Annotated in this window: 23 protein-coding genes, 1 pseudogene and 2 riboswitches; of the genes and pseudogenes, 7 read left to right on the plus strand and 17 right to left on the minus strand. The window is 48.5% G+C overall.

Features of this window, described 5'->3' with window-relative positions:
* Positions 1-63: 63 nt before the first annotated feature.
* Positions 64-218, minus strand: a riboswitch (SAM riboswitch).
* Positions 219-742: 524 nt separating this feature from the next.
* Positions 743-852: riboswitch (SAM riboswitch) on the plus strand.
* Between the two features lie 79 nt (positions 853-931).
* The 6 genes from QMA09_RS05785 to QMA09_RS05810 all read left to right on the plus strand — a co-directional run bounded on the left by QMA09_RS05785 (position 932) and on the right by QMA09_RS05810 (position 4,842).
* The gene (locus QMA09_RS05785; RefSeq protein ID WP_290212383.1) at positions 932-2,146 is read left to right on the plus strand and encodes a 2,3-diketo-5-methylthiopentyl-1-phosphate enolase; all 1,215 of its coding nucleotides are present in this window, start codon (positions 932-934) and stop codon (positions 2,144-2,146) included.
* A 5-nt stretch (positions 2,147-2,151) separates the two neighbouring features.
* A complete protein-coding gene (locus QMA09_RS05790) occupies positions 2,152-2,817 on the plus strand; it encodes a 2-hydroxy-3-keto-5-methylthiopentenyl-1-phosphate phosphatase (RefSeq protein WP_290212384.1) in 666 nt (221 codons plus the stop codon).
* Positions 2,814-3,431 carry a methylthioribulose 1-phosphate dehydratase gene (locus QMA09_RS05795; protein WP_290212385.1) on the plus strand — a complete coding sequence of 206 codons (618 nt, stop codon included), beginning with the start codon at positions 2,814-2,816 and terminating at the stop codon, positions 3,429-3,431. Before QMA09_RS05790 ends, QMA09_RS05795 begins: the two co-directional genes overlap by 4 nt.
* A gap of 15 nt (positions 3,432-3,446) precedes the next feature.
* Positions 3,447-3,986, plus strand: coding sequence for a 1,2-dihydroxy-3-keto-5-methylthiopentene dioxygenase (locus tag QMA09_RS05800; protein ID WP_290212386.1), 540 nt, complete (start codon positions 3,447-3,449; stop codon positions 3,984-3,986).
* Positions 3,987-4,099: 113 nt separating this feature from the next.
* On the plus strand, positions 4,100-4,279 hold the full coding sequence (locus QMA09_RS05805) for a hypothetical protein (RefSeq protein ID WP_290212387.1): 180 nt from the start codon (positions 4,100-4,102) through the stop codon (positions 4,277-4,279).
* Between the two features lie 149 nt (positions 4,280-4,428).
* Positions 4,429-4,842: a DUF4395 domain-containing protein gene (locus QMA09_RS05810; protein ID WP_290212388.1), complete on the plus strand. Its 414-nt coding sequence runs from the start codon at positions 4,429-4,431 to the stop codon at positions 4,840-4,842.
* 36 nt (positions 4,843-4,878) lie between these two features.
* On the opposite strand, the gene QMA09_RS05815 is transcribed toward QMA09_RS05810, so the two are convergent.
* The 17 genes from QMA09_RS05815 to QMA09_RS05895 all read right to left on the minus strand — a co-directional run bounded on the left by QMA09_RS05815 (position 4,879) and on the right by QMA09_RS05895 (position 26,014).
* Positions 4,879-6,147, minus strand: a complete 1,269-nt coding sequence (locus QMA09_RS05815; protein WP_290212389.1) for a glutamate-5-semialdehyde dehydrogenase — start codon at positions 6,145-6,147, stop codon at positions 4,879-4,881.
* Between the two features lie 3 nt (positions 6,148-6,150).
* Positions 6,151-7,272: a glutamate 5-kinase gene (gene proB / locus QMA09_RS05820; RefSeq protein WP_290212390.1), complete on the minus strand. Its 1,122-nt coding sequence runs from the start codon at positions 7,270-7,272 to the stop codon at positions 6,151-6,153.
* Positions 7,273-7,721: 449 nt separating this feature from the next.
* Positions 7,722-9,158: a carbon starvation CstA family protein gene (locus QMA09_RS05825; RefSeq protein WP_290212391.1), complete on the minus strand. Its 1,437-nt coding sequence runs from the start codon at positions 9,156-9,158 to the stop codon at positions 7,722-7,724.
* 306 nt (positions 9,159-9,464) lie between these two features.
* The gene (locus tag QMA09_RS05830; protein ID WP_290212392.1) at positions 9,465-10,502 is read right to left on the minus strand and encodes an HAAS signaling domain-containing protein; all 1,038 of its coding nucleotides are present in this window, start codon (positions 10,500-10,502) and stop codon (positions 9,465-9,467) included.
* Entirely contained in the window at positions 10,489-10,839 is a 351-nt protein-coding gene (locus QMA09_RS05835) for a PadR family transcriptional regulator (RefSeq protein ID WP_290212393.1), read from the minus strand. The genes QMA09_RS05830 and QMA09_RS05835 overlap by 14 nt, the downstream gene beginning before the upstream one ends.
* A gap of 172 nt (positions 10,840-11,011) precedes the next feature.
* A complete protein-coding gene (locus QMA09_RS05840) occupies positions 11,012-11,653 on the minus strand; it encodes a hypothetical protein (protein ID WP_290212394.1) in 642 nt (213 codons plus the stop codon).
* 67 nt (positions 11,654-11,720) lie between these two features.
* A complete protein-coding gene (locus tag QMA09_RS05845) occupies positions 11,721-13,118 on the minus strand; it encodes an alkaline phosphatase (RefSeq protein WP_290212395.1) in 1,398 nt (465 codons plus the stop codon).
* Positions 13,119-13,329: 211 nt separating this feature from the next.
* Positions 13,330-14,544, minus strand: a complete 1,215-nt coding sequence (locus tag QMA09_RS05850) for a multidrug effflux MFS transporter (protein WP_135504577.1) — start codon at positions 14,542-14,544, stop codon at positions 13,330-13,332.
* 193 nt (positions 14,545-14,737) lie between these two features.
* Positions 14,738-15,646, minus strand: coding sequence for an HD-GYP domain-containing protein (locus QMA09_RS05855; protein ID WP_290212396.1), 909 nt, complete (start codon positions 15,644-15,646; stop codon positions 14,738-14,740).
* A gap of 90 nt (positions 15,647-15,736) precedes the next feature.
* Entirely contained in the window at positions 15,737-16,432 is a 696-nt protein-coding gene (locus QMA09_RS05860; protein ID WP_290212397.1) for a hypothetical protein, read from the minus strand.
* Between the two features lie 167 nt (positions 16,433-16,599).
* Positions 16,600-17,472, minus strand: a complete 873-nt coding sequence (locus tag QMA09_RS05865; protein ID WP_290212398.1) for a proline iminopeptidase-family hydrolase — start codon at positions 17,470-17,472, stop codon at positions 16,600-16,602.
* Between the two features lie 125 nt (positions 17,473-17,597).
* The gene (locus QMA09_RS05870) at positions 17,598-18,674 is read right to left on the minus strand and encodes a branched-chain amino acid aminotransferase (RefSeq protein WP_290212399.1); all 1,077 of its coding nucleotides are present in this window, start codon (positions 18,672-18,674) and stop codon (positions 17,598-17,600) included.
* 148 nt (positions 18,675-18,822) lie between these two features.
* Positions 18,823-19,281 carry a hypothetical protein gene (locus QMA09_RS05875; RefSeq protein ID WP_290212400.1) on the minus strand — a complete coding sequence of 153 codons (459 nt, stop codon included), beginning with the start codon at positions 19,279-19,281 and terminating at the stop codon, positions 18,823-18,825.
* A 208-nt stretch (positions 19,282-19,489) separates the two neighbouring features.
* The gene (locus tag QMA09_RS05880; RefSeq protein WP_135504630.1) at positions 19,490-20,104 is read right to left on the minus strand and encodes an NUDIX hydrolase; all 615 of its coding nucleotides are present in this window, start codon (positions 20,102-20,104) and stop codon (positions 19,490-19,492) included.
* Between the two features lie 14 nt (positions 20,105-20,118).
* Entirely contained in the window at positions 20,119-23,268 is a 3,150-nt protein-coding gene (locus QMA09_RS05885; protein WP_290212401.1) for a DEAD/DEAH box helicase, read from the minus strand.
* Positions 23,269-23,740: 472 nt separating this feature from the next.
* A complete protein-coding gene (locus QMA09_RS05890) occupies positions 23,741-24,586 on the minus strand; it encodes a LysM peptidoglycan-binding domain-containing protein (protein WP_290212402.1) in 846 nt (281 codons plus the stop codon).
* Positions 24,587-24,850: 264 nt separating this feature from the next.
* Entirely contained in the window at positions 24,851-26,014 is a 1,164-nt protein-coding gene (locus QMA09_RS05895; RefSeq protein ID WP_290212403.1) for a mandelate racemase/muconate lactonizing enzyme family protein, read from the minus strand.
* A 308-nt stretch (positions 26,015-26,322) separates the two neighbouring features.
* Between QMA09_RS05895 and QMA09_RS05900 the strand changes: the two are divergent.
* Positions 26,323-26,520 (plus strand): annotated as a pseudogene (locus tag QMA09_RS05900) (hypothetical protein); the annotation flags it as partial.

Genomic DNA, 26,520 nt, shown 5'->3' on the forward strand with positions numbered 1-26,520 from the left:
TCGAATGCAAAATAAAAAGCCTCTTTCCCAAAAGAAAGAGGCTCAGAAATATAGTTTCCCTGCCTCTTATCTTTCAGAAATGTATATTTCTGATGGAATTAGCACCGTGCCTTGCGGGATCTTCATCCCGGCGCTGAAGCGCCCCTTCTCACGAAGGTATTACGGTCGGTTGCTGGGCGTCATAGGGCCAATATCCCTCTGCCTGCTCTTGATAAGAGTGTTGTTGCATATGTGTTTGCTGTTTGAAAAGAATCCTATCACGATTCAGAATTGAGTGTCAATAACTTTTTTCAATATTCCTTTTCGTTTCGCTTCAGGCGGACGCTTACCGCGGGCCTGGCTTCAGTCTCCTCGTCGCTTCGCTCCTGCGGGGTCTTCAGCACAGGCTAGTCCCGCAGGTGTCGCCGCCTTCCGCTTCATTCAATGTTAAAACTTATAATAGTGTTTCATTTCTTTTAACAAAGAACACGAAAGATACACTTTCTGAAGTTGCTATAGACTCTCGAGATATGGAGCAAAACAGCGGAGACGCCTGCGGGAAAGCGAGACAGCCGAGACCCCGCAGGGAGCGAAGCGACTGAGGAGGCTTGGCGCTCGCCCGCGGCAAGCGAAGCTGTTTTGCGGAATATCGGTCGAATATCCCACTTTTCCTCACCCACAATTTACAGATAATTATTGACAGAAAGTTTTAATCGTGGAATAATCAGAATTACTTTGTATAGCGAAACCAATTGAATACGCATTCTTATTCAGAGCAGGTGGAGGGACAAGCCCTATGACACCCGGCAACCGGTCCAGCAATGGACACGGTGCTAATTCTTGCAGCCCGTTTGACAGGCTGAGAAATAAGAAGTTGTTAAGCCCATTAACCTCTTCTTGTTTGAAGAGGTTTTTTTCTATTTCCAATTAATTTAAACGGAGTGTGGATGATTTGAGCAGATTGACAGCGACATACCAACTTTACGGAAAACCCGGTTCATTTGAAAAAAAGGCGGAAGGCATCGCGCTTGGCTTGACGATCGGTTCGTGGACTGATTTGCCGCTTCTCGAGCAGGAGCAATTAAAACAGCATAAAGGTGAAGTAATCTGGGTCACCGAGTTTGAAGATGCACCGCATCCGCTGAACCCGGGACTGATCCGCGCGGAAGCGAAAATCTCGTATCCGAGCGCGAATTTCTCGCCGGACCTGCCGGCCATTTTGACCACGGTGTTCGGAAAGCTGTCGCTCGACGGCGAAGTGAAGCTGCTCGATTTAGCTTTCGACGATGAACTGCTCGGGCATTTCCCTGGGCCGCAATTCGGCATCGAAGGCGTCCGCAGTTTGATTGGCGTCCAGGACCGGCCGCTTGTGATGAGTATTTTCAAAGGCGTAATCGGCCGGAACTTGGAATTTTTGAAAGCCCAGCTGCGGCAGCAGGCGCTCGGCGGCGTCGATCTTGTGAAAGACGACGAAATCCTGTTTGACAATCCGTTGACGCCATTCGAACAGCGGATTACCGCTGGCAAAGAAGTGCTGCAGGCTGTGTTCGAGGAAACCGGCCACCGCACCTTGTATGCCGTGAATCTTTCCGGCCGCACGTCCACGCTTCGCGACAAAGCGAAAAAAGCACGGGAACGGGGGGCTGACGCGCTGCTGTTCAATGTCCATGCTTACGGGCTCGACGTTCTGCAGGAATTGGCGGAAGACCCGGACATCCGGCTCCCATTGATGGCCCATCCGGCATTCAGCGGCGCTTTCACTTCTTCTCCGACTTATGGGTTGGCGACCGCACTCGCACTCGGCAAATTGACGCGCATTGCCGGAGCGGACTTCTCGTTGTTCCCCTCCCCTTACGGCAGTGTTGCACTTGAAAAGAGCCAGGCCTTGGCGCTTGGCGAAGAACTGGTGAAAGCAAGCCCGTTGAAACGCACTTTCCCGGTGCCTTCAGCCGGCATCCATCCCGGCCTTGTGCCACAGCTGTTCGAAGATTTCGGCACTGACAGCATCATCAACGCAGGCGGCGGCGTCCATGGCCATCCGGACGGCGCGGCTGGCGGCGGCAAAGCATTCCGCCAGGCAATTGACGCCGTGCTGAACGGACAGTCACTTGACGAAGCCGCCAAACACCATCACGAATTAAAAACAGCATTGGATATGTGGGGGTAATAAGCATGAATAAAACAGTCATCTTCTGTGATTTTGACGGCACCATCACCAACTCAGACAACATCATCGCCATCCTTCAGCATTTTGATCCACCGGGATGGACTCCAATAAAAGACCGAATCCTGTCCCAGGAAATCTCCATCCGCGATGGCGTGGCGCAAATGTTCTCGCTGCTGCCGGCCGCCAAAAAAGATGAAGTGATCGAATTTGTTCTGGAGCAGGCGCAAATCCGCGAAGGTTTTGCTGATTTTGTCGCCTACACGCGCGAACGTGAAATTCCGCTTTATGTCGTCAGCGGAGGCATCGACTTTTTTGTCCACCCGCTCATTAAACCGTTCGGCCCTTTTTCAGGGGTTTATTGCAACGGAGCGGATTTCTCGGGAGAGTCGATCCGCCTTGAATTTCCAAACGGCTGCGACGAGCAATGTACGAGCCAGGGCTGCGGCTGCTGCAAGCCTTCGATCATCCGCCAATTGCTTGAGGACGGCGCACAAAGCATCGTCATCGGCGATTCCATCAGTGATTTAGAAGCTGCGAAGCAAGCGGATTTCGTCATCGCGCGCGATTACCTGATTGGCAAATGCGAAGAGCTCGGGCTCCCGTACAAGCCATTTGAAAACTTCTACGACGTCATGTCGATCATCGATGAAAAACTGGGGGTGAAGTCATGACCGCCTTCCAGGAAAGATGGCAGGAACTCGCAAACATCAAAGACGAATTAGCTTTGCGCGATTGGTTCATGGGAACGAGCGGCAACCTGGCCATCAAAGTCCAGGACGCGCCGCTGGAGTTTCTCGTCACTGCGAGCGGCAAAGACAAGCGTAAACGGACTTCCGAGGATTTCCTGTTGGTGGACGCGGCCGGCAAAGCGGTGGAAGAAACGCCGTTGAAGCCTTCAGCTGAAACTTTGCTGCATTGCGCAATATACGGCAAAACCCGTGCCGGCTGCAGCCTGCACATCCATACCGTCGCCAATAACGTCATTTCCGAAATTTACGGCGACCAAGGCAAGATCGATTTTAAAGGCTTAGAGCTGATCAAGGCATTCGGACTTTGGGAAGAAGACGCCGTGCTGACGATTCCCATCATTCCGAACCACGCCCACATCCCTAACCTTACGAAAGAGTTCGAGAAACACCTTTCCGCAGACAGCGGTGCAGTGCTGATCCGCAACCACGGCATCACGGTATGGGGCAAAGATCCATTTGAAGCGAAGAAATTACTGGAAGCCAGCGAGTTCTTATTTCAATACCAGCTCGCTTTATATCAAATACAATCCCATTAAGAGAGGAAGATTATCATGGCCATCATCAAAATCCAAGGCACGAACGAAACAATCGAAGCGCAAAACGAAGTAGCGGCATTTCTGGAGCAACAGGAAGTCGTCTACGAACATTGGGACATTGAAAAACTGCCGGAGCATTTGCGTGAGAAATTTGACCTCAGCGACGCTGAAAAAGAAGAAATCTTAGCGGCATTCAAAGCCGAAATCGATGACATCTCCGAACGCCGCGGCTACCAGGCTGCAGACATCATTTCGCTTTCCGATTCCAACCCGAAGCTCGACGAATTGCTGAAAAACTTCCAGCGCAAGCATATCCACACAGATGATGAAGTCCGCTATATCGTCAGCGGCCACGGCGTCTTTATCATCCAAGGCAAAGACGAGCGCTTTTTCGAAGTCCATTTGACGCCTGGCGACTTGATTTCTGTCCCTGAAAACATCACGCATTACTTCACATTGGCCGACGACCGCAAAGTTGTCGCAGTGCGCATCTTCGTCACGACTGAAGGCTGGGTACCTGTCTACCAAGAAGAAGAAGGCGTACAATCTAACTAATAAAACCAGAGCCGGCAAAAACGCCGGTTCTTTTTTTGTGCGCTTATTTCTGGAACTTTTCCTGTCTCCAGCCGTAATCTATAAAATGAACGTTTGAAGGGATGTGAGGAAAAATGAAAGAAAAGGCGGCCCGCCTGAACGTCGGAACCGGGATTGCGATCGGATTACCTTTCCTGATCCTGGGCATCGTCCAGAAAAACCTCGCGTTTTTCATCATCGGCGTGGCATTGGCAATTTCCCTCAGCGCTTCTTCGGCATTAAAGGCGAAAGACAAGAATGGTTCAGATAAATGAACATATAAAAGCAGGTGCCTCTCTTCAAAAGGCACCTGCTTTTTTTGTGGTTTGATTTTATAATCAAAAATATTTCGAAACTGAAGCATTTCTCTTTAAACCTACTAAACAACTTGGTATAATAACGAATAATCAAAGGAGGCTTCCTTATGTCTATTCCAAAACCGCTTGTGCAATCCAACCAAGCATTCATTGTCCTCACCGTCATACTTGCCCTTGTTTTCCATAAAGCGATCCTAGTGCTGCCGTTCCTTGTCGGCGTTTATACATTGATCACCAAAAAGAACCCTGTCATCCAGTTCAATAAACGATTTTTGAAAAAACCCGCGAATACGTATATCCAGGAGGACCGCGACCAGCAACTTTTCAATCAATGGATTGCCACAGTCTGCCTCGGGCTGTCCCTGCTCTTTTTTGCAATCGGCGCAGCAGCGGCCGGCTACGTTTTCAGCATCATGGTGCTGATCGCTTCAGGAGTTGCGCTGATGGGCTATTGCATCGGTTGCACGATCCGCTACCGCTATATGATGTGGAAGCACAACAAAACCAAAATCCAATATTAAAAAACCGAAAGCGGCTGCTTTCGGTTTTTTTGTGCATTATTTGATTTGGCCATTGCCGCGGATGAGGTATTTTGTCGAGGTCAATGCCGGCAAGCCCATCGGCCCGCGGGCATGGAGTTTCTGTGTGCTGATGCCGATTTCGGCGCCGAAGCCGAATTCAAAGCCGTCCGTAAAGCGGGTCGAAGCATTGTGGTACACAGCCGCTGCGTCGACTTTATTGAAAAATTCTACGATGCTGTCATCCGTCTCAGAGATAATCGCCTCTGAATGCTTCGTACCATACGTGTTGATGTGATCGATCGCTTCTCCGGTGGTGTCGACAACTTTCACGGCCACTTCAAGTCCCAGGTATTCCGTCGCCCAATCGGTCTCGGTCGCTGTCGCTACACCGTCCCATTGCTGAGCGGCTTTGTCACCGTGGATTTCCACGCCTTGCTGCTGGAAAGCGTCAATCAACTGCCCAAGATGCTGATCCGCCCAGGCCTGATGAACGAGAACCGTTTCACAGGAATTGCAGACAGATGGGCGCTGGGTTTTCGCGTTCAGCGCAATTTTTAAAGCCATGTCCACATCGGCCGTCTCATCGATATAGACGTGGCAATTGCCTGCGCCTGTTTCAAGCACCGGCACGGTGGCGTTCGCAACGACGGTCTGGATCAGCTTAGCTCCCCCTCTTGGAATCAGCACGTCCAGATAATCGTTGAGCTTGAACATCTGTGCCGCCGTCTCCCTGCTGGTGTCTTCGATCAATTGCACGGCATCGATTGGCAGCGCACTTTTTTCCAGCGCGTGGTGGATCACGCTGACAAGCGCTTTATTGGAATGGATAGCGGTCGAACTGCCGCGCAGCACAACCGCGTTGCCCGTTTTCAAACACAGGCTCGAAGCATCGATGGTGACATTCGGCCGCGCTTCGTAAATCATGCCGACAACGCCGAGCGGCACCCGGATTTTTTCCATCTGCAGGCCATTCGGGCGCTCCCATTGCTCGAGCACTTCACCGACCGGATCCTCAAGCTCTGCTACTTGGCGCAGTGCCGCAGCAATTTCCGCCAGCCTGTTTTCATCCAGCTTCAAACGGTCGATGAGCGATTCGCTCATTCCCGCATCGCGCCCCGCTTGCACATCTTTTTCGTTTTCCCCCAAGATGAATTCCTGCTCTTCCAGCAATTGCGCCGAAATCAATCTCAGAGCCTCATCTTTTTGTGCCGTGGTCATTTGTGCCATGATCGCTGCTGCCGCTTTCGCTTTCCGGCCTTTTTCGATCAGGCTATCCTTTTGAACCGTTTCAAGAACTCCGCTCATTCATCAGATCCCCTTTCCTGCGTGGCTGAACCACTGGCTTCGGTGGATGACCACCTGCCGTTTTCCGGTTTTGGTAATGACGCGGGCCGCTTTGCTGCACAGCCCTTTGATTTCCTGCAATTCTTCAGAAGAAAAATTCACTTGGCCGCGGCCGATGACTTCGCCCGCAGGATCGACGACTTCCACGACTTCTTCAGCGGTAAAGCGTCCGAAGATCTCCGTAATGCCGACTGGCAATAAACTCCTGCCTTGCTGGGAAATCGCCAATGCCGCTCCGTGGTCCACTTCGATTTTGCCATGCGCGACGGAATGGAGCGCCAGCCATTGCTTCGAATTCTTGACAGTGGCCTGCGGCTCATCGCCGATATAAGTGCCGTCGCCTTTGCCTTCAACAATGTCGAGCAGCTTGTCCGGACCGGTTCCTGTTCCGATGAAGATATGCGTTCCAATGGCGAGCGCCGTTTGCGCCGCTTCCACTTTCGATTTCATGCCGCCGGTGCCCACAATCGATCCTTCGCTCGACGTTTCTTCAATGAGCTGGTCCGGTATTTCCGATAAGAAGTCATAGCGTTCGGCATCTGGGTTGCTGCGTGGATTGTCGCTGTAAATGCCATTGATGTCTGTCAGAATGATCAGCATCTGTGCCTGCACCAATCCACTTACCAGCGCCGAAAGCATGTCATTGTCTCCAAACGTCAGCCCTTCAACCGATACCGAGTCGTTTTCGTTGATGATCGGCAGGATATTGCGCTTCAATAACTCCGCCAGCGTAGCGCCGGCATTCTGGTAAAGGTCTTTCGCAAGGAGGTTCTGGCGTGTCAGCAGTAATTGGGCCGTGACAATGCCATGCTTCCTGAATTCCTCTGAATAGGCATGAAGCAGCTGTCCTTGGCCGATAGCGGCGGCTGCCTGTTTGCCGACGATGCTGACCGGGCGTGCGGAGTAGCCTAAATCGGTGAAGCCGGCCGCTACTGCTCCGGAAGACACCAAAATCACTTCATGCCCCTGTGCTTTCAGCCGCGCCAAAGCCTGGCCATGCTCCTGGAGCTTTTCAATGCAAAGCCCGCCGTGAGTATTGGTCAATGAACTGCTGCCTATTTTCACGACAATCCTCTTCTTCTTCACAAACTGTCACCCCTGTCTTTAATCTTGTCCGCTCAACCAAAAATCAATAATAGCATTATTATGCGTTATTATGCATTTTTAGTCAATATATTTTGATTATTTATACAATATCCTTATAAATAAGCATAAGATGCGTATATTCTTAATGAAAAATACATAAGCTTCATATTGAAAATCACTTCAGATGCTTTGGGCGCGGCCCTCGATATTGGGGCGCATTCATTAACAAGCATTAAATCGGACTTAACATGAATTAATTTGGATTTAACATGACGAAATTTGATTTAACATGCAGCAGCCGGCCGTTAACATGAATTGTCCGAATTTTAACCGGCATTAGCCAAATGGCGCCCCTGATTCCAATTCAAAAATCAACTTATAGACAGCCCAATATCTAAATCACCCCATAAAAAACCCCGGATTCAATGGAATCCGGGGTTTGAAGAAAATCAGGCTGTATTCGGTTCGGCGTCAGCGGCTTTCAATGCTCTGTATTTGATGATTTGCGCCGCGTACCATAACAGGACAACCAATGTGATGCAGAAGCCGATGATCATGGAAAGCTGGTAATCCATATTCAGCCCTTCAGGCGCATAGAAGATGTATGTCGCTACGACGCCTGTCATAAAGCTTGCCGGAATTCCGGCGATCCAATGGAATTTGAAATTGCTCAATAGGTAGACGGTCGCTGTCCACAGCATGACGGTCGCCACGACTTGGTTGGTCCAGCCGACGTATCTCCAAAGGAATGTATAGTCGATTGTCGCCATGTAGAACGTCGGGATCCCCAATGGAATCGTCACCAATAATATTTTCCACTTGCCTTCCATGTCCATGAATTTGGACATGATATCCGTTACAATCATGCGGGACGAACGCAATGCCGTATCGCCCGTCGTAATCGGCAGGATGATGACGCCGAAAATCGCCAGGATGCCGCCCATTGTGCCAAGCAGCGAAATGGAGATTTCGTTGACGACGCCAGAAGGTCCGCCTGCTGCAAGCGCTGCTGCCAATCCTTCTGTGCCGCTGAAGAAAGTCATGCCGGCTGCTGCCCAGATCAAGGCGATGACGCCTTCAATGATCATGGCACCGTAAAAGATTTTGCGGCCGTCTGTTTCTTTCTTCATGGTGCACGCCACAATTGGGCTCTGCGTGCAGTGGAAGCCGGAAATCGCACCACAGGAAATGGTCACCATCAGAAGCGGCCAAATCGGCAGTTCGCCGGGATGCAGATTCGAGAACGTCAGGTTCGGCATCGGCTTGCCTGAGAATACAAGCGCCACCGCCACCGCGATTGCCATGAACAATAAGATGCCCCCCAAAAGCGGGTAGATGCGGCCGATGATGCGGTTGATCGGCAAGATGGTCGCCAGGATGAAGTAGAAGAAAATGAGCCCCAATGCCACCATGAAGCTGATCGGTGAGATTTGGGAAATCAACTGCGCCGGACCTGCGGTGAATGCCGCTGCCACCAGCAGCATCAACACGAGCGACAAGCCGTTGATGAAAAGTTTCATGTGTTTGCCAAGGTAGCGGCCGACAAGCGACGGAAATTGGGCGCCGCCGTGGCGCATGGACATCATGCCGGAGAAATAATCATGTACAGCTCCTGCAAAAATCGAGCCAACCACGATCCAAATAAATGCAACCGGCCCGTATAAAGCGCCGGCAACTGCTCCATAGATCGGCCCGAGCCCCGCGATGTTCAATAGCTGGATCAAGTTCCCTTTCCACCAACTCATGGGGATGAAATCCAAATTGTCCCTTTTCGTATAGGCAGGTGTCGGCGTATTGTCGTCCACCACAAAAACCTTTTCGATGAATTTCGAATAAAATACGTAACCAAGAATAAGAAATAAAAGTGCGCCAAAGAAAGTTACCATATGCCGTGTCCTCCTGTTGTGTGTTTTAAGATACGACTATGATAACATGAATTTTCAGAATATAAATATAATATTTTGAAAAAACAATATTTTCTTTCAATTTTAATCAATTTGACCCTTTTTTTCCCTCCAAAATAATAAAAAAGAAGGAATAAATGCCCCAAAAACGCGGCTTCATCCCTTTAATTGAAGATATTTCAATTCGAAATACTTTGCTAATAAAACAATAGAAGAAGCAGAATTTCGCAAAAAATGTTATTCAGAATGAGACAAAAAATGAATTATAAGGTATTTTTCCGCCGGCTTTTATACTTTTTTCCAGCCTTTCAGAGGCATTTCCCCGCGTATCGCGGCTTTCCGGAATCCTTGGAAAATGTCGATTGCCGATAATAGCGCAACTGTAAAAATGAGGCCGCCGACCACCCAATTCAGCCCATCCAAAAATCCGAAAAGATTCTCGAGCCGCGACAGAAAACCAGAAGCGAAAATGTCGGGATTCCTGAAAATCAGGAAGAAAGCGAGCACCGACATCGCCTGGGCAGCCAAATTGAACGTGGCCAGCTTCATATCCCAGCGCCGGCGCACCCATTTCCATAAATCCAGGGCCACTTGCAAAATGATGACGAGCAGCACGAGCGGCCAATAAGACAAGAGAACACTTTGGTTGAACACCGGTGCCACCATTTCGAGCCCATTCGAACCTTCCTCGTAGATGCCGACCAATTTATCCGAGTTAAAGTAAACGGACGCCCAAATGGCGGTCCAAATTAAATCGGCCGCCGGCTCGCTCCGCGCAATCGTTCTTTTCTTCGGCATCATTTCCGGGCTGGATTCCAAATCATCAGGGGTCCACCCTTTTTCCGGCAATTGCAGTGGCGGTTTTCCGGCCGCGCGATTTGTGCGGTCCACCCATTCGATGATCACAAATACCAGCGTCACCCAGAACAACACATGGAGTGCCACGTCAAAAGCTGCTGCGATCGAATCCCCAATGAGGCCTGCAATAACACTGACCACTGAAGCTTCACCGGCATTGGAAAAAATGGTCGTGATGATCAAAACCACCACCACAACAGTCACGACGACGGGTATGATGATTTTCAGCAATGTGAAATACACGTCAAAAAAGCGGGGACCGACCAAATACATCGGCTGCGAACGGTATTTGCCAGCCAGCACCGCCGGGTCGCCGAACTTCATCAACAGTTCCCGCTCTTCTTTTTCCGAATAGCCCGCCGGCAGCAAATCTTCTATTGTCGAACGCAGCTCCTGGCCAATATCTTCGCGTTCTTTTGCCGGCAGCCTGCGGGTGACTTCTCCGATATAGCGGTCAATCAATGTCATGGCGGCCATCTCCTTCAATTAGAACTTGAAGTTCCTGTGTGACGTTCTGCCAATCGCTGTTCAATTGCTTGAATGCTTCCGCCCCAGCTTCACTCAGCGCGTAATACTTGCGCGGCCGGTTTCCGGTCTGGTCCCAGCTGCCTGTCAGCAGCTTCTGCTTTTCAAGACGGCGCAGCAATGGCGGCAATGCTCCAGGATCCATTAACAATCCATGCTTCTCCAATAATTTCACTAGCGCTGAACCGTATTGAGGCGTCTTTAATTGGCTCAGTACTGCAAGCACCAAGACGCCGCTGCGGAGCTCGGAAGCCCAGCCATCCAGTGATGATTTGTCCATCCTATTCACCTCCAGTTTTTCCTTTGCTTAACGAAATGCCTTATACTATGTATCCTAAAGCATTGGAAAAACAATGGCAAAATATAAACTGATTATTCTATAAATTAACCCGAAGCGGCATTCTTCTCGTCATCTTACTCATTAAAAAAACCCCTCTAAAGGGGTTTTTGGCTCAAAATGCGATTTCAATTTTTTCGGCAGCCTGGATTTTCTTTTCATCTTCACCGAACAAGTCACTGGTGGTGATGCTGATGGCATCGATGTCAGGGTTTTCAACGATAAAGCCGATGCTGCCTTTTTTCGTCTCGCCCGGTGCCACTTCACCGTTCAGTTCTTCGAGGTAAATATCATCTTCCCATAATTTCGTTTCGCCCGCACTCGTCTCCAACAATGCGACCGGTGCGAAATTCAGCGGCTTTTCTGTCGTATTTTTAATTTCCACAAAGAATTTCACCACGTGGAAATCCGTGTCGTGCGTGTAGGAATGGTAGAAGTCGATCAAGCCATAAGACGGTTTGTAATGGAAGAGCTTTGCTTCTCTCAGCGTCAACTCGATGCCGCCGATTTGATGTTTGCCGCTTTCCAAGTTGGATGCGTTCAAGACGATTTCACCTTTATCGTCGCGGATGCTCTGGCCGGCTTTCAGCAGGCTTTGGTCTCCCGTCACTTGCGGATTCTCCACATAGCCTTCGTAATAGGCCGGAACTTCACCGTTCGTTGCTGCAGCTTCCGCAATTTGGGTTTCCCCTTTATCGGAACATCCTGACAGCAAAAGCGCGGATGCCAAGAATACATAGATGGCTTGTTTTTTCATAGGGGTTCCTCCTTGTAAAAAGCCCCTCCGCCTTTACAGGCAAAGGGATGCTTTCAGTTTTTTTGATTTACTTGTCATCGATCTCGACTTTCGCTTTCAGCAAGTCGAATATACCTTTGGCCATGTCCGTATTTTCGATATTGCCTGCAAACTTCTCGCTCGATGGCCCGAACGCGTAAACCGGAACATCTTCACCTGTGTGCCCGCCAGTAGTCCAGCCGGTATGCGTGCGCTCGTTGAAGATTTCTTCAATTGCGTTATCGATTTGTGTCAGGTTTTTCGTTTCTGCCGCTTTCTTGACTGCGTTGATTTCTGCGTCAGTCAGCTCCAAATCGATGAACTCGCTCAAAGTCTCTTCTACACCCGCGCCGTCCACAATCTGTTGTGCCATAAAGTCAGGCGTGCGTTTAGCAGCTTTGATCGGCTCGCCAAACCAGTTGTAGATGCCATCAGAGCCGATTGAGAATCCGCCGGTCGAATGGTCAGCTGTTGCAATGACCAATGTGTTCTTGTCTTTCTTCGCAAATTCGATTGCCGCTGCGTATGCTTTTTCAAAGTCCTGCATCTCGCTCATGGCGCCGACGATGTCATTGTCATGTCCGGCCCAGTCTACCTGGCTTCCTTCGACCATCAGGAAAAAGCCGTCTTCGTCTTTTTCGAGCCTGTCAATTGCCGATGTCGTCATTTCTTCAAGCGACGGCACTGACTCTTCACGGTCAATCATTTTCGGCAGTCCCGCCGGAGCGAATAAACCGAGAACCTGCTCATCGTCATTGGCTAATAGCGCTTCACGGTCGGTTACATAGCTATAGCCATCTTTCTCAAACTCTTCCGTAAGGTTACGGTCTTTTCGCTCAAATAAATCCGTTCCGCCTCCGAGAAGTACATCCACTTTATGCTTGCCGTTAATCATTTCATCATAATAATCATCCGCAATGGCGTTCATGTTTTTGCGTGCCACGTCATGTGCACCGAATGATGCTGGAGTGGCGTGCGTAATTTCCGATGTCGCCACAAGGCCAGTTGCTTTGCCTTTTTCTTTCGCAGCTTCAAGAACTGTTTTCACTTCGCTTTCATCGTTATCGACAGCGATGGCATTATTGTATGTTTTAATCCCGGCAGACATTGCTGTTGCAGCTGATGCCGAATCCGTGACGTTTTGTGCAGGATCTTCCGGATACGTCATTTGTTGTCCGACGAGGTGGGAATCGAATGCCGTGCCTTCAGCAAATTTCGTTCCCGCATTGTCCTGCATATAGCGGTAAGCTGAAGTATAAGAAGTGCCCATGCCGTCGCCGATCAGAAAGATGACGTTTTTCACTTTCCCTTGGCCGTGCGCTTTCCCTTGGCTTTTTCCAGGTGCTTGCGCTTCGGCGCTAGGGACTGAAACAGCGATTCCTGACAATGCGACTGCTGATGCGATGATGAATGGAAGTACTTTCTTCTTGAACGGTTTGCTGGTCATTTTTCCGCCTCCAATAAGTTAGTTGCAAGAACAGCATACTTTTTTATTGTTAAGCAGACATAAATACTATTTATGGTTTTTGTAAATTATTTTAAAATAAGATTACAAAGTCTTTTGTAAAAAGTTACGGCTTTGCCTTTTTGGGCAACGAAAAAGCCGTCCCGCAGTCGATGAAATGACTTTGCGGAACGGCTTTTTGGCTGGCCTGAATTTATAGACGTTCATTCACCTGTTGCTGATCGGCGTTCTTTGCGAGGAAGAGATAAGCGAGCAACGCGATGAGGCACATCGTGAAAATAGTGAGTCCCATCGGCACAGCCGTTTCTTCTCCAGCTATTCCGACTAGCGGAGCCGTCGCCGCCCCTAGGATGAATGGCAGCAAGCCGAGCAATGCAGAAGCGCTGCCCGCTGCTTTGCTCTGGCTTTCCATAGCAAGTGTAAACGAAGCCGTTCCGACTACACCAATTGATGTGACGAAAAAGAAAATCGGAATGGCGACAGCCCATAGCGGACCATTGAAACTTACCACAGCAAGTAGAACTGCGCCTGCGGCTACTGCTGCGTATAAGGCGCGTTCCAGAAATTGCTTTTCAGAAATCCGATGGGCAAAGCGGCCAACTGCGTAACTTCCGATGATCAGGCCAATGCCGTTCATGCCGAACAGCAAACTGAAGACTTGCGGCGATACGCCGTAAATGTTCTGGTAAATAAAAGGCGTGCCGGAGACATAAGCGAATACCCCACCGATCAAGAAGCCCTGGGCTAACGCATAGCCGGTGAACTGCCGGTTTTTTAAAATGGTGGAGAAACTGCTGAACGTCGACAGCAGATTGCTAGGTATGCGTTTTTCCACTGGTAAACTTTCCGGCAATCGGAATGCCGAGATGAGCAGCAAGATCAGGCCAAGCAAGGACAACGCCAGGAATATGCCTTTCCAGTCGGAGAACAAAAGCACTCCGCTGCCGACAGACGGCGCAAGTAAAGGCACAAGATTATTCACGACCATCAATAACGCGAATAAACGCGTCAGTTCTGCCCCGCTGCTGACATCCCGCACTATTGCCCGGGAAATAACGAGTCCGGCTGAAGCCGCAAACCCTTGTGCAAAGCGCAAAAGGACAAAGATGAAAATATTCGGTGCAAAAATACAAGCGGCTGAGGCAATGACGTATATTGCCAAAGAAATGATCAACGGCTTGCGGCGGCCGTGCATATCGCTGAGCGCACCTGCAAATAATTGGCCAATAGCCAGCCCCAGCAAAGTTGCGGTCAAGCTGAGCTGGACGGATGAAGCTGAGGTATCGAACACATTTGCCAGTATTGGAAAAGCCGGCAAATACATATCGATTGTAAAAGGGATCAGCGATGTAAGCGCCCCTAAAAGTATAATGAAACGTGCTCGTTTGAAACCGGTCAAGTCTCCCATATATAAACATCCTTCTTTCTTCCAGGAACCATTCCCGTTCTTTTGATTTATTTTCTTAGATTATTACGGAATACGAAGAAAATAACTGTTTTCTACAATAGCATAATTTGGGGAGTGTTCATCTCTTTTTGACTTGAAAAACGAAAAAAAGAACCAGCTGCATTAGCCGGTTCTAATATCTTATGAATATCAGTTACTTGATTATGCCTTCTTCTTTTAAAACTTCTTCAAATGCTTCAACTACTTTTCTATCGTAATGAGTATCTGCCATCCCTTTAATTTCATCGAGGGCAAATTGTGCATTGAAAGCTTTGCGATAAGAGCGATCTTCAGTCATAGCATCGAATGTATCACTGACTGCGATGATGCGAGCTTCCAAAAGAATCTCTTCTCCTTTTAAGCCGTTGGGATATCCTGAGCCATTGAGACGCTCGTGATGCTGGGCTAAAATAGGATAAGCCTCTTCATACACAGTCCCTTTCAACATTTCAGCACCATCCAATGGGTGTTTTTTTATTATATTGAACTCTTCGTCGGTTAAAGTAGTTGGTTTATTGAGTATTTCTTCCGAGATGTAAACTTTTCCTATATCGTGAAGCGAAGCGGCAATATTAAGATTTTCCAATTGAACTTTGCTCAACTTCATTTTTTTCGCAATTTTAATGGAATAATTGACGACCCGATCTCCATGGTTATATGTATACCGATCTTTTTTCTCCACTTGTTTAACAATATCCATAAGAGCCGAAATTTCCTTGCTGAGGTGAACAAAAACAGGCTCTGTACTTACCCATATAAAGCTTGTATCTGTTAGAACTTCGAAATGGACAGGCTCCTTTATTCCACTGACAGAAAAGTATTCATGAGGGCCAAACTCCATTTTTTGCCCATCAATTTCCCCAACTACCTTGCCGGTAAGAATGTAACAGAATTCCATCACTTCAGAATTATCAGCTGGATACATATAAAATAGTTTGTCTTTTTCAAGAAATTGGAGCATGACTTCCGTGCCATCCCCTCGTGAGAGCAGGCTGATGTTTGAGACATCTAATTGAACACTATCCAACACAGTGCCGTTCTTCCCTACTTTAAAACCCTCCAAGCCAATCACCTCGGTAGTATTAAAAAAAGAGTTCTTTCCTCAGAACTCTTTTTTCATAATTATAAAATAATTTTTAATACTTTAATATTTTTATTTATAGCCAACGATGCGAATCGGATCAATCCAAACTTCTTGATGTGCAAATTGCACCAATCTCCAGCTGCATTCCCCTAAGACGCCGTATTCAGCGGCCTTTGCAATGGCTTTTTCAGACATCTCCAACGTTTCGTTAAAGACTTTTTCAATGATTTTGTCGAGCTCTTCTAAATAACGCTCTGTTTTAGCCTCTGCTTTTTCTGTTTTGCTAAGCAATTGCTTTTTCAATTTCTCGATTTTTCCGTTCAGTTTCTCACCGTCTTGACTGTGGCCGGATTCCAGTGACTCGTTGAATGTTGCAATATCCTGTTCAAGTTCCCCGATTTTCTCATTGATCCGAGTTTCCTGGACGGCTAGAGATGACTCCAATTGGCTGATTTTGTCCATGTGGCTCTTCGTGTCTTTGCCTTCCTCAGCAACCTGCGACAATTCTTCCCGTGCCTTTTTCAATTCTTCCTGGATTTTCACTACTTCTTTTCCTTCTTCAATTCTGCGCAGTTCCAGCAGGTAATCTTCCTGCAGTTTATCCGCTTTTTCTACAGCCTGGTTGATTTTCCGGTCGATTTGTCCGTTTGCTTTTTCGATAATTTGATATCCTTTTTCGTAATCATAATTCTCTTCTGCTAAAGCGCTCGTCCCGATTGCTAAAAATAATACCATTGCCAGCATCGCTGTAAAAAATCGTTTCATCCGTGGACCTCCAGTGTATTGTATTAGGTAATTAAGTTTATTCGCTACCATAAAAAGTAATCCTTAAGTTCTATACTATCTCCACCCTACCATTTAGTCAATTAATTTAAAATGTTCAGTTTTATTATAATAAGCCCATCCACAACAAAAAGTGGACAGGCCCATAGTCAAGAATGGCGGTTGATGAATTCACGAATTTTGTGTCTGTATATTTCAGGCGCTTCGTACCCAGGCATGTGCGAGCAATTTTCAAACACTTGAAATTCCGCTCCTGGAACCAAGCTCGCGTAGTATTCTGTTGATTCAGGCGTAGCTTCATCATAGCGGCCGCAAGTGAACAGCGCAGGCACATGGATTTCAGAAAGCCGGCCGGTCACGTCAAAGTCCTTCAACGTTCCTGTTACGGTGAACTCGGAAGCACCCCACATGAAATTGTAGATTTGGGAGTTCAGCTTCTCCAGCTCTTCCTTCATTTCTTTCGGCCATGGATCCAGGCGGCACATATGCTTACTGTAATATGCCATCATCGCCTGTTGGTATTCCTCTGTATCAGTCGTTTTGAGCCGTTCGTTCTTTTCGATGATGTCTTGGACTTCAACTGGAAATTCCTCTAAGCAACTCCGTTGATCCGCTTCCCAACGCGGCGCGCTGAGTGCTGGGCCTGAGAAAATAACACTCTTGACGCCTTTCGGCTTCTTGTCCACCAAGTAGGAAGCTGCAAGCATCGTGCCCCACGAATGCCCCAATAGATGGAATTCTTCCAATTCCAGTGCTTCGACCACATGTTCCAGCTCTTCCACATAGCGTTCAACTGTCCATAACTCCGTATCTGTAGGATGGCCGGATTTGCCGCATCCGAGCTGATCGTACTGGATGACCGGGCGTTCGGACCCCAGCTGCCTCAGCGGATCTTTCTCTGAGCTCATCCCCCCTGGCCCGCCGTGCAGCAGCAAGAGCGGAATGCCCGGACCGTCTCCTGTGATCCGGAACCAGACGTTGCCGCCTTTGACCGGTATAAACCCTTCTGTCACATGTTCCATTGGTTCAACCCCTTTCTCTATTAAGTAATTCCATGCAAGCCGCCATATCCCTTTAATCGATTCTGGCCGTTGCGCCACAAAACAAAAAAGCATCGATCCCCGCAGGAACCGATGCCTTACTGATTTTATTTTACTTCTACTGTCCAGCCAAGTGCATCTTCCACTTTGCCGGTCTGGATGCCAGTGATTGTATCGTAGAGTTTTTGGGACAGCTCGCCGATTTCGTGGTTATTGACGACCATTTTGCGCCCCTGCCAATTAAGTTCTCCAACAGGCGAAATAACGGCCGCGGTGCCGGTGCCGAAAACTTCTTCGATTTTTCCGTCCGCAAAAGCCTGATAGATTTCCTGAATAGAGATTTTCCGCTGCGTTACCGGGATGCCCCATGAATTCAGCAATTCGATGATCGACGTACGCGTAATGCCTTTAAGGATACTGCCATTCAGTTCAGGCGTCAGCACTTCTCCGTCAATCTTGAAGAAGATATTCATGCTGCCGACTTCTTCGATGTATTTCTTTTCGACGCCATCGAGCCATAAGACATCTGCATTGCCCGCTTGTTTCGCTTGGGCTTGCGCCTGGTAGCCGGAAGAATAATTCCCCGCAGTCTTCGCCATTCCCGTGCCGCCTTTTACCGCACGCGTGAACTGGTCTTCGACATGGATGATGACCGGTTTCATGCCGCCCGGGAAATAAGAACCCACAGGTGACAAGATCACCATGAATTTATACGATTGTGCAGGTGCTACAGCCAAATTGGCTTCTGTCGAAATGATGAACGGACGGATATACAAAGATGTACCTGGTGTTGAAGGCACCCAGTCTTTTTCCAGTTCAATCAATTTCGTCAAATATTCCAGCATCAACTTTTCATCGACGGGTGGAATGCTCAAGCGTTCGCTCGACAAATTCAGGCGCTCGAAATTCTTTTCCGGACGGAACAGCAAAACGCGTCCGTCTTCGGTGCGGTAAGCCTTCATGCCTTCAAAAACCGTCTGCCCATAATGGAAGATCATTGCTGCCGGATCCAGTGTTATTGGAGCATACGGCGTAATCTTCGGTTCATGCCAACCTCGGTCCGTTGTATATTCCATTGTAAACATATGATCCGTAAACAAGGTGCCAAAAGGAACCTGATCCTGTAAGGGTTTCTCTTTCAACTGTGTGCTTTTTACAACTTCAAGCTCGGATAATCTTACCAATGTCAGGCACTCCTTTTCAAAATCCATAATTTTATTGGGTAATGTGAATAATTATACACTCCCTCTCTGCCAAGTTAAAGCGTTTTTTATAAAATAAAGAAAATTAAGAGAAAAGGCCTGACATTGGTTTTGATTAATTATTCATCTGTTAATCTTCTATAGGAACTAAACCACTGAATTCTTCGAAGCCTCCATACTTTTCATGCATTTTTTCTCTATACTCATTAAACGACAAATGAAAATTTTCCGGCGGGTTTCCAAGTATGATCTCAAAGACGCCGTCTAAAAAAGTGACAAGATAGCTTTCTTTTAATTCAGGATCGTTGTTCTCGATTTCCAGCTTGAACTCCTCCAAGTTTTCGGGGTAGCAATTGAATAGAATCATATTGCGTTTGCCCTCTGAAGATACCTGGCAACAGACGCCATAGCCTAAGTTCTCTTGGATTTCATGACCATATCTTATAGCTTCTTCCGGCATGCAGGATCGAACAGCATTATATCCGCAACGGCTGCAGACAATGTACCCCACACTAATTTTATAATAATAATCTTCCATAGCGGATCTTTCGCAATGCGGGCATTCAACAGCAGAATAAACTGAAGCCATTCTTGGATTCTTCCCTTCTATTTTTTGATGATTACAATAGAAAGGGCAAGGTGTTCCGTCTGGAAACAAGGTGATTATGGGGGTTTGAAGAGCAGGGGATTGCGAAGATGCCACTCTATTCAGTTTAAACTGATTATATATTCTGTCAATATCGGCAGCGAGAAAAAAGCACTGCCTCGAGGCCGTCCGGCTCCTGCGGCAGTGCTTTTTATCGGATTACGTCAATAAAATGCGCAAGAATCCGGGCCGTCAGCCCCCAGATCACTTTGTCTTCATAGAGGTAGAAATACTCCTCCATTTCGCGGGCGCGCCAGCTGTAATCCCGGCCGCCTTCGATCAGCTCATAGGGAAAATCATCTTCCGGCTGCACATCGAACTGGATTTGGTAGACCCGCGGCCCGTTGTTGATGAAAAACGACAACGGCACGCTGAACAAGCTGTCGACTTCTGCCGGGTTCGGTTCGAACGTCGCAGACGGGGCGATGAATCCGGCAAAGGCATAGACGATCATGCCGAACGGCGACACGATATAGTCGAGTGCGAACACTTCGGAAATCTCGTCTTCGCTGATGCCGAGTTCTTCGTTGGTTTCCCGCAGCGCGGCGGATTTGGCCGAAGGGTCCCCGGGATCGATCCGGCCGCCCGGGAAACAGACTTCGCCCGGCTGCTTGCGGAGCGTATGCGCCCGCGTTTCGAACAGCACATGCACTTCGCCGTCCTTTTCGATCAATGGCAGCAAAATGGAGAATTTCGAGAAATCGCGGCTGCCGAGCACTTGCGGTTTATGGCTTTTGATTTTTTCGGTAATTTTTTTGGCGTCCATCATCCAATCACCTCTCACTTAATCATCAGTATTTCCCGAATGTCTTCTTCTGTCAAGGCGGCCAGGGAGTCCTGCCCTGAATGGATGATTTCATCGATCAAGTTCTTTTTGCGCTCTTGCAAGTCGCTGATTTTCTCTTCGATCGTCCCTTTGGCGAGCATGCGGATGACCTGCACTTCATTCTGCTGGCCCATTCGGTGCGCCCGGTCCGCTGCCTGCTGTTCGACTGCGGGATTCCACCACAGGTCGTAAAGGATGACCGTATCCGCACCGGTCAAGTTCAAGCCCGTCCCTCCGGCTTTCAATGAAATCAAAAACAGATTGCCTTCTCCGTCATTGAAACGGTCGCATAATTCCACCCGCTCAATTGGCGGCGTCTGGCCGTCTAAATAAAAGTAAGGGATGGCATGCTTGTTGAGATTCCTGCCGATCAACCCGAGCATTTGTGTAAACTGCGAGAAAATCAGGACGCGGCGTCCCGCAAGCCGGCTTTCCTCTATTATTTCCATCAATTGATCGAATTTGGCAGAGCCGCCGTCGTAGCCTTCGACAAACAGCGCGGGGTGGCAGCAAATTTGGCGCAGACGCGTCAAGCCGGCCAGAATCTTGATGCGGTTTTTCCGCAAACTGCCTTTTGCCAGATGCTTCAACGCATCTTGCTTTAATTCCGCTAAATAAGCGGCGTATAATTTTTTCTGCTGCGGCTGGAGTTCGGAATATTGGGTGGTCTCCACTTTTTCCGGCAGCTCCGCGAGCACTTCTTTTTTGGTGCGCCGCAAAACGAACGGCCGGATGCGCTTCGCGACATTGTCCCGCCGCAATTCGCTGAAAGCTCGGCGGTTCGGCAGCAATTCCGGAAAGACGACACGGAAAATCGACCATAATTCATCGAGCGAGTTTTCGATCGGGGTGCCCGTCAGCGCGAAGCGGTATTTCGCCTGGATGGCGCCTGCCGCTTTCGCCGTCTGAGTCACCGGATTTTTGAAAGCCTGCGCCTCATCGAAAAATACGGTATGGAATTGCTTGTCACGGTACAAGTGGCCGTCCATCCGCAGCGAAGGATACGACGTGATGACCAGGTCGCAATCCGAAACGTCCTTCAGCTTTAACGCACGTGTGGCACTTGTGCCGTCGATGATGCGCGCGTTGACTTCTGGGGCGAATTTCTTCAGTTCGTTCAGCCAATTATACGTCAGCGACGAAGGCGAAACGACCAGCACAGGCAGTTTGCGCGCCCTCACTTCCGGCAGCACCGAGACAATGAATGCAATGCTCTGCAGCGTTTTGCCGAGCCCCATATCATCTGCCAATATGCCGCCGAAGCGGTATTGCGCCAATAGCTTCAGCCAGTGGAAACCGGCTTTTTGGTAATCGCGAAGCACCGGCTGCAGCGATTCCGGCACAGCCGCTTCCAAAGCGTCCGGATTCCCCAGGTTTTTCATGAGCTTCGCGAATTCTTCTCCCGGTTCCGCGATCCCGCCTTTTTCAAGTCCTTCTGCCAATCGCATGCCCTGCAGCAGCGGCACACGGATTTCCTCTTCTTCCAGATCTTCTGCGTTGAGGTCCATTTCTTCCATGAATTCATGCAGCGCCCAGAATTCCGGCGTTTCCAGCGACATCAGCGTCCCCGTTGGCACACGGTAATACTTGCGCTTTTCCTGGATCGCTTTCATGAGCTGCTGAATTTCCGATTCCGGAATCCCCTTCAAGTCGAAGCGGAATGCCAGCCAATCGGTCCGTTCTTTTATTTCAATGCGCATTTTCGGTATGTTCGGCGCTTTTTGCACACGCAGCTTGACTGCCGTCGTCGCAAAAATTTTTGCCAGTTCTTCCAGCTCGTGCACCGTGTGGTAAAGAAACTCGTATTCCGCCTCTTCATCCTGCATGAAAAAACCGCCGGGCGTCTGGATGAACAAGCTGTCAGCCATGATTTTCATGATGCGCTGTTCGATATCAAAACGGCGCCTTACGCCAGGAATCGAGCGGTATTCATGCTCCTGCTCCTCGCACGGATTGACGATGAACTGGCCGTATTGGAATTCGATGCCGGCCAATAGCCGGTTGCTGACCCGGTCGAGAAACACTTTTGCCGTCAACGGCGTTTCTTTCAAGGTTTTCGAAACCGGATCCGCTAGATCGACTTGCCCAAGCCGCATCAAGCCTGGAACCGCGTGCTCCATGAAATGGTTGAGCTGCTGTGAGGAAATATCCATGTGCTGCAGCCCTTCGCCGCTGAGCATTTCTTTCAACTCAGCAAGCCGGATGCAGTCTTCCTCCGCCAGCTTGAACAAGTGCCCATCGGCCAAAGCGCAGCTGTATGCCCGGAAGACCTGGATTTCTTCAAGCCCGCTGACTTCCAATCTGTAGCCGTCGCCTGACCGGTCCACTTCAAACGACAGCGGCAGCCGGTCGCCGTAGCGGAGCCCGGTGTAGCTGCGGCCATTTTGCAGGAACTTTACAGCCGGAGCTGCTTCGATCAATGGCAGCAGCAATTCCCATGCAGCTGCGGAAATCAATAAAGTCCTTTCTTCGGTTAAAGGTCCAAGCGGCTGGCTTTTCAAGAGAAAACGCAGCACCGCATCGGTTTCACGCGTGAAGTTATGGCGTTCGGGATTGTAAATTGAACCCGGTGCAAATTCGGTGATTTTCCGTTGCCCGACATGCTGGAGAAAAGGCCATGGCTCCGCAATTTCCTGCAATGCCGCTCCTCCCGCTGCCAGGCGGATGCCAAAGCCGTTGCCTGCGTCCCCAAGCGGCACCGGCACGCACGTGAATTCGACATTGAGCGTCTGCCGCGCATCGAAATGCAGTTGTTTTCCGCTCGGTCGTTTGGGCTGGTTATCGAATAAACCCAGCATGCGGTCTGCCAGCGGCTGTTCCGCTTGCTGCCGTTCCTCGAGCGCGAGAAGCGCTGCTGCAATGTGCTGGCAATACGTTTTAACGAAACCGACCGGCGGACAGCTGCAGGATGCATTTATCGTTCCATCCGAAGCCGGCTGTACCGTGACAGTGAAAACTTCTCCGCTGTAAACGCGCGCTTCGGCACGCTCATCCGTTTGCGGAAGGAGCTCCACTTTTCCAGCCAGAAAATACGTCTTCCCTTTTTTATAAGCGGCATCGCCGCATAATTTTTTTATGACTCTGTCATTCAACGAAAAATTCATGGTTTTGCCCCTTTGCCGTCCATCTCTTGTATTCTCCATTATCGCTAAAAACGTTCTTTCTGTACAATGGACAGCCTGTTTCAGCTAGTAGACTTTATTAAATGGTCAGTGCTGTTTCACGTGGAACAAAACAACTTCTAACAATGAAACAAAAAAGATGACCCCAGGCATGATGCCAGAATCATCTTATGGCAACAGATAGCTACTATATAAGTTGAACGCATATTTTATAAATTTCGATATTCCGCAAAGCAGTTTTACAGCGATGCATGGACAAAAAAATTGTCTTTGCTCTTCCCAGGGCGGTAAGCAAAATATAAATTCTTTTGCTCAACCTGATTCAGATCCCAACTAAAAGTCCTCTAGTTACAAAAAAAGACTGGATGCCCGCTTGCCCGCATCCAGTCTTTTTCGTTGTTGCACGATTTTTCCGCCTCTTGGGAACCATGCAAGTAAAACCTGAACCCATTTTTCATTCCAATTCTTGTACTGCATAAGAAACCATTTCATAGCGCGGTCCTACACGAACCACGGTGAATGTTAAGCGGAGATCATTCCGATCCGCCAAATGCTGGATGGAATCATTTCCTTGATACAGGTTTATCGCATAATAATCATTTCCGACTTTCACTTCGATGACGCGGCCGTCTGCCAATCCGAACGGTTCTTCTGTGGTGATTTCCAATACTTCACCCGAGATTTTAAGCTTTTGAAGTATTTGCAATGTACCACTTGGCAAAGTAATGGTGTTGCCGAATTTGTTTTGCAGCGTGTACTTGGTGTCGCCTGACTTCACGGTGTACGAGGCAGAAGTTCGGTGTATGACCCCCGTGTCCGGATAAAGCGTCAAAATTTGCCCGATTTTTATGATGTCTGATGTTAAGTTGTTCAATCTCTTGATGCTGTCGATTGAAACACCGGTCCGTTTCGAGATGGAATACAAGGTATCTCCTTTTACCACGCGATAATTTCTGTCATCCAGATTTTCCTGGTTTCCAGACCACGGCTGGTCTTTGGGCGGAATTGCGATTTTTTGCCCGACGATTATTTTGGTGCTTGTGGTGAAGTTCGCTGCCATCAGCTGTTCAACCACCAACCCGTATTTTTTTGCAATGCTGTAGAACGTGTCGCCTTTTTTGACAATGTAATAACTGGCCACTTCCGTCGCTGCACTTGGTGCACTTACTGGGCCAACAAGTGCAGCGGACGAGACTAACGCAAACGACAAAAGGATTTTTGCTATTCGCTTCTGTCCGCTGGACGAGCGCGGCTCTTTCTTTTTGCTCTGAGGAACGGGTTTCAAACTGAACTTTTCCATCTTACTCCCCTGCTTTCCGGTTTTATTTTACTGCCATCACCCCTTAAATTCCCGTTAACGAAAATTAATAATCATTTTTTTGTTATTTTTCTGATAATATTACAAATTCTTAATCGAATGACACTGAGTGCCGTTCCAAAGAGGAGCACAAAATACCTCAATAAAATAAATAGCCACTCCTGAAAATGGTGATTTTCCAGGAGTGGCATTGGATAACGTATTAAGTGCCGTGCAGGGCAAAGTTTTATTCTTAGGCGGGTGGAATTATTCAGCCACCGAACGCAGCAATTTAATCAACGGTGCTTTTGTTTCGAAACCGATCCCTGGAACGTCAGGCAACCCGACATAGCCATCGACAACCGGAATATCATCGGCAAATCCACCGAATGGTTGAAAGATTCCCGGATAAGACTCATTGCCGCCCAGACCCAATCCTGCTGCAATGTTCAGCGACAATTGATGCCCGCCATGCGGAATGCAGCGGCGTGAAGACCAGCCATGTTCTTTTAGCATATCCAATATTCTCATATACTCCACAAGCCCATAACTTAACGCACAGTCAAATTGCAGGTAATCCCGATCGGGCCTCATTCCCCCGTAGCGGATGAGGTTGCGGGCATCCTGCATGGAAAACAGGTTTTCCCCCGTTGCCATCGGGTTTTTATAATGCTTGGCAAGCTCCGCTTGAAGCTCGTAGTCCAGCGGATCTCCTACTTCTTCATACCAAAACAAATTATAAGGCTCCAGCTTTTCGGCATATTGAATTGCCGTCTCCAAATCAAAGCGGCCATTCACATCCACCGCCAGCGATTGGCCGGATGGCACCACTTCCAGCACGGCTTCAATTCGCCGAAGATCTTCTTCTAAACCGTTCCCGATTTTCATCTTCACGACGGAATACCCGAGGCCAAGATAGCCTTTCATCTCTTCCTGCAGCATTTTATCGTCTTTTCCTGGCTGATAATAGCCGCCTGCCGCATATACAAATACTTTATCGTCCGGCTTTCCATCGCCATAACGGTCGGCCAGCAATTGATAAAGAGGCTTTTCTTCAATTTTTGCAATAAGGTCCCAAACTGCCATATCAAGCGTCCCCACCGCAACCGACCGTTCCCCATGGCCGCCTGGTTTTTCGCCCGTCATCAAAATATCCCAGATTTTGTGAGCATCAAAATTTGAGCCTTCATCATTTAGAATGTCATTTGTTTCCGCTTCTAATAAACGCGGGATAAATCTTTCGTGGAGAAGTCCGCTTGGCGCATAGCGGCCATTCGAATTGAAACCATAGCCGACAACCCTTTTGCCATTTTTAAATACATCCGTGACGATTGCTACGACCGACACATTCATTTTCGAAAAATCAATATACGCATTTCTGATGCTCGATTTAATCGGCACGGCTTTTTCTTTGATATCAATGATCTTCATCTTAAAACCTCCCATTTCGAATGATTGTCTATTTTAAGAATAATTAATAAATTTATTAATGTCAATATAAAGAGATAAATTAATGAAAATAGAGAAAATAGCTTATTAATAAATTTTTTAAAAAGGCATATAAAAAGACGCTTCTGGTTAAGAAGCGTCTCAGACTGTAGACAGAGTCTACTCAAAATGAATAACTATGTATGCCACAACCGTTCTGGCCACTTCGCTTTCCGTGGGCTCAGCTTCAGCCTCCTCGTCACTGACGTTCCTGCGGGGTCTTCAGCTTTCGCTGTCCCACAGGAGTCTTCGTGGCCAGACCGGTTGTTAACATGAGGCGCAAATTAGAGAGAGTAACCAACGAATCCATTTTTCGTGAGCCACCTCTCAAGGATTCGGAGAGGAATGCGGCGAAGGGCAAATATATGCTCCTGCATCGCTGCGCTAGCTTCGTCGCAAAGATCATGTCCGAACTTCTTTCGGACACGATCTTTCCTGCGGAAGAACGA

The organism is Planococcus sp. APC 3906, assembly GCF_030407685.1.
In the GTDB taxonomy this organism is placed as follows: Bacteria; Bacillota; Bacilli; order Bacillales_A; family Planococcaceae; genus Planococcus; species Planococcus koreensis.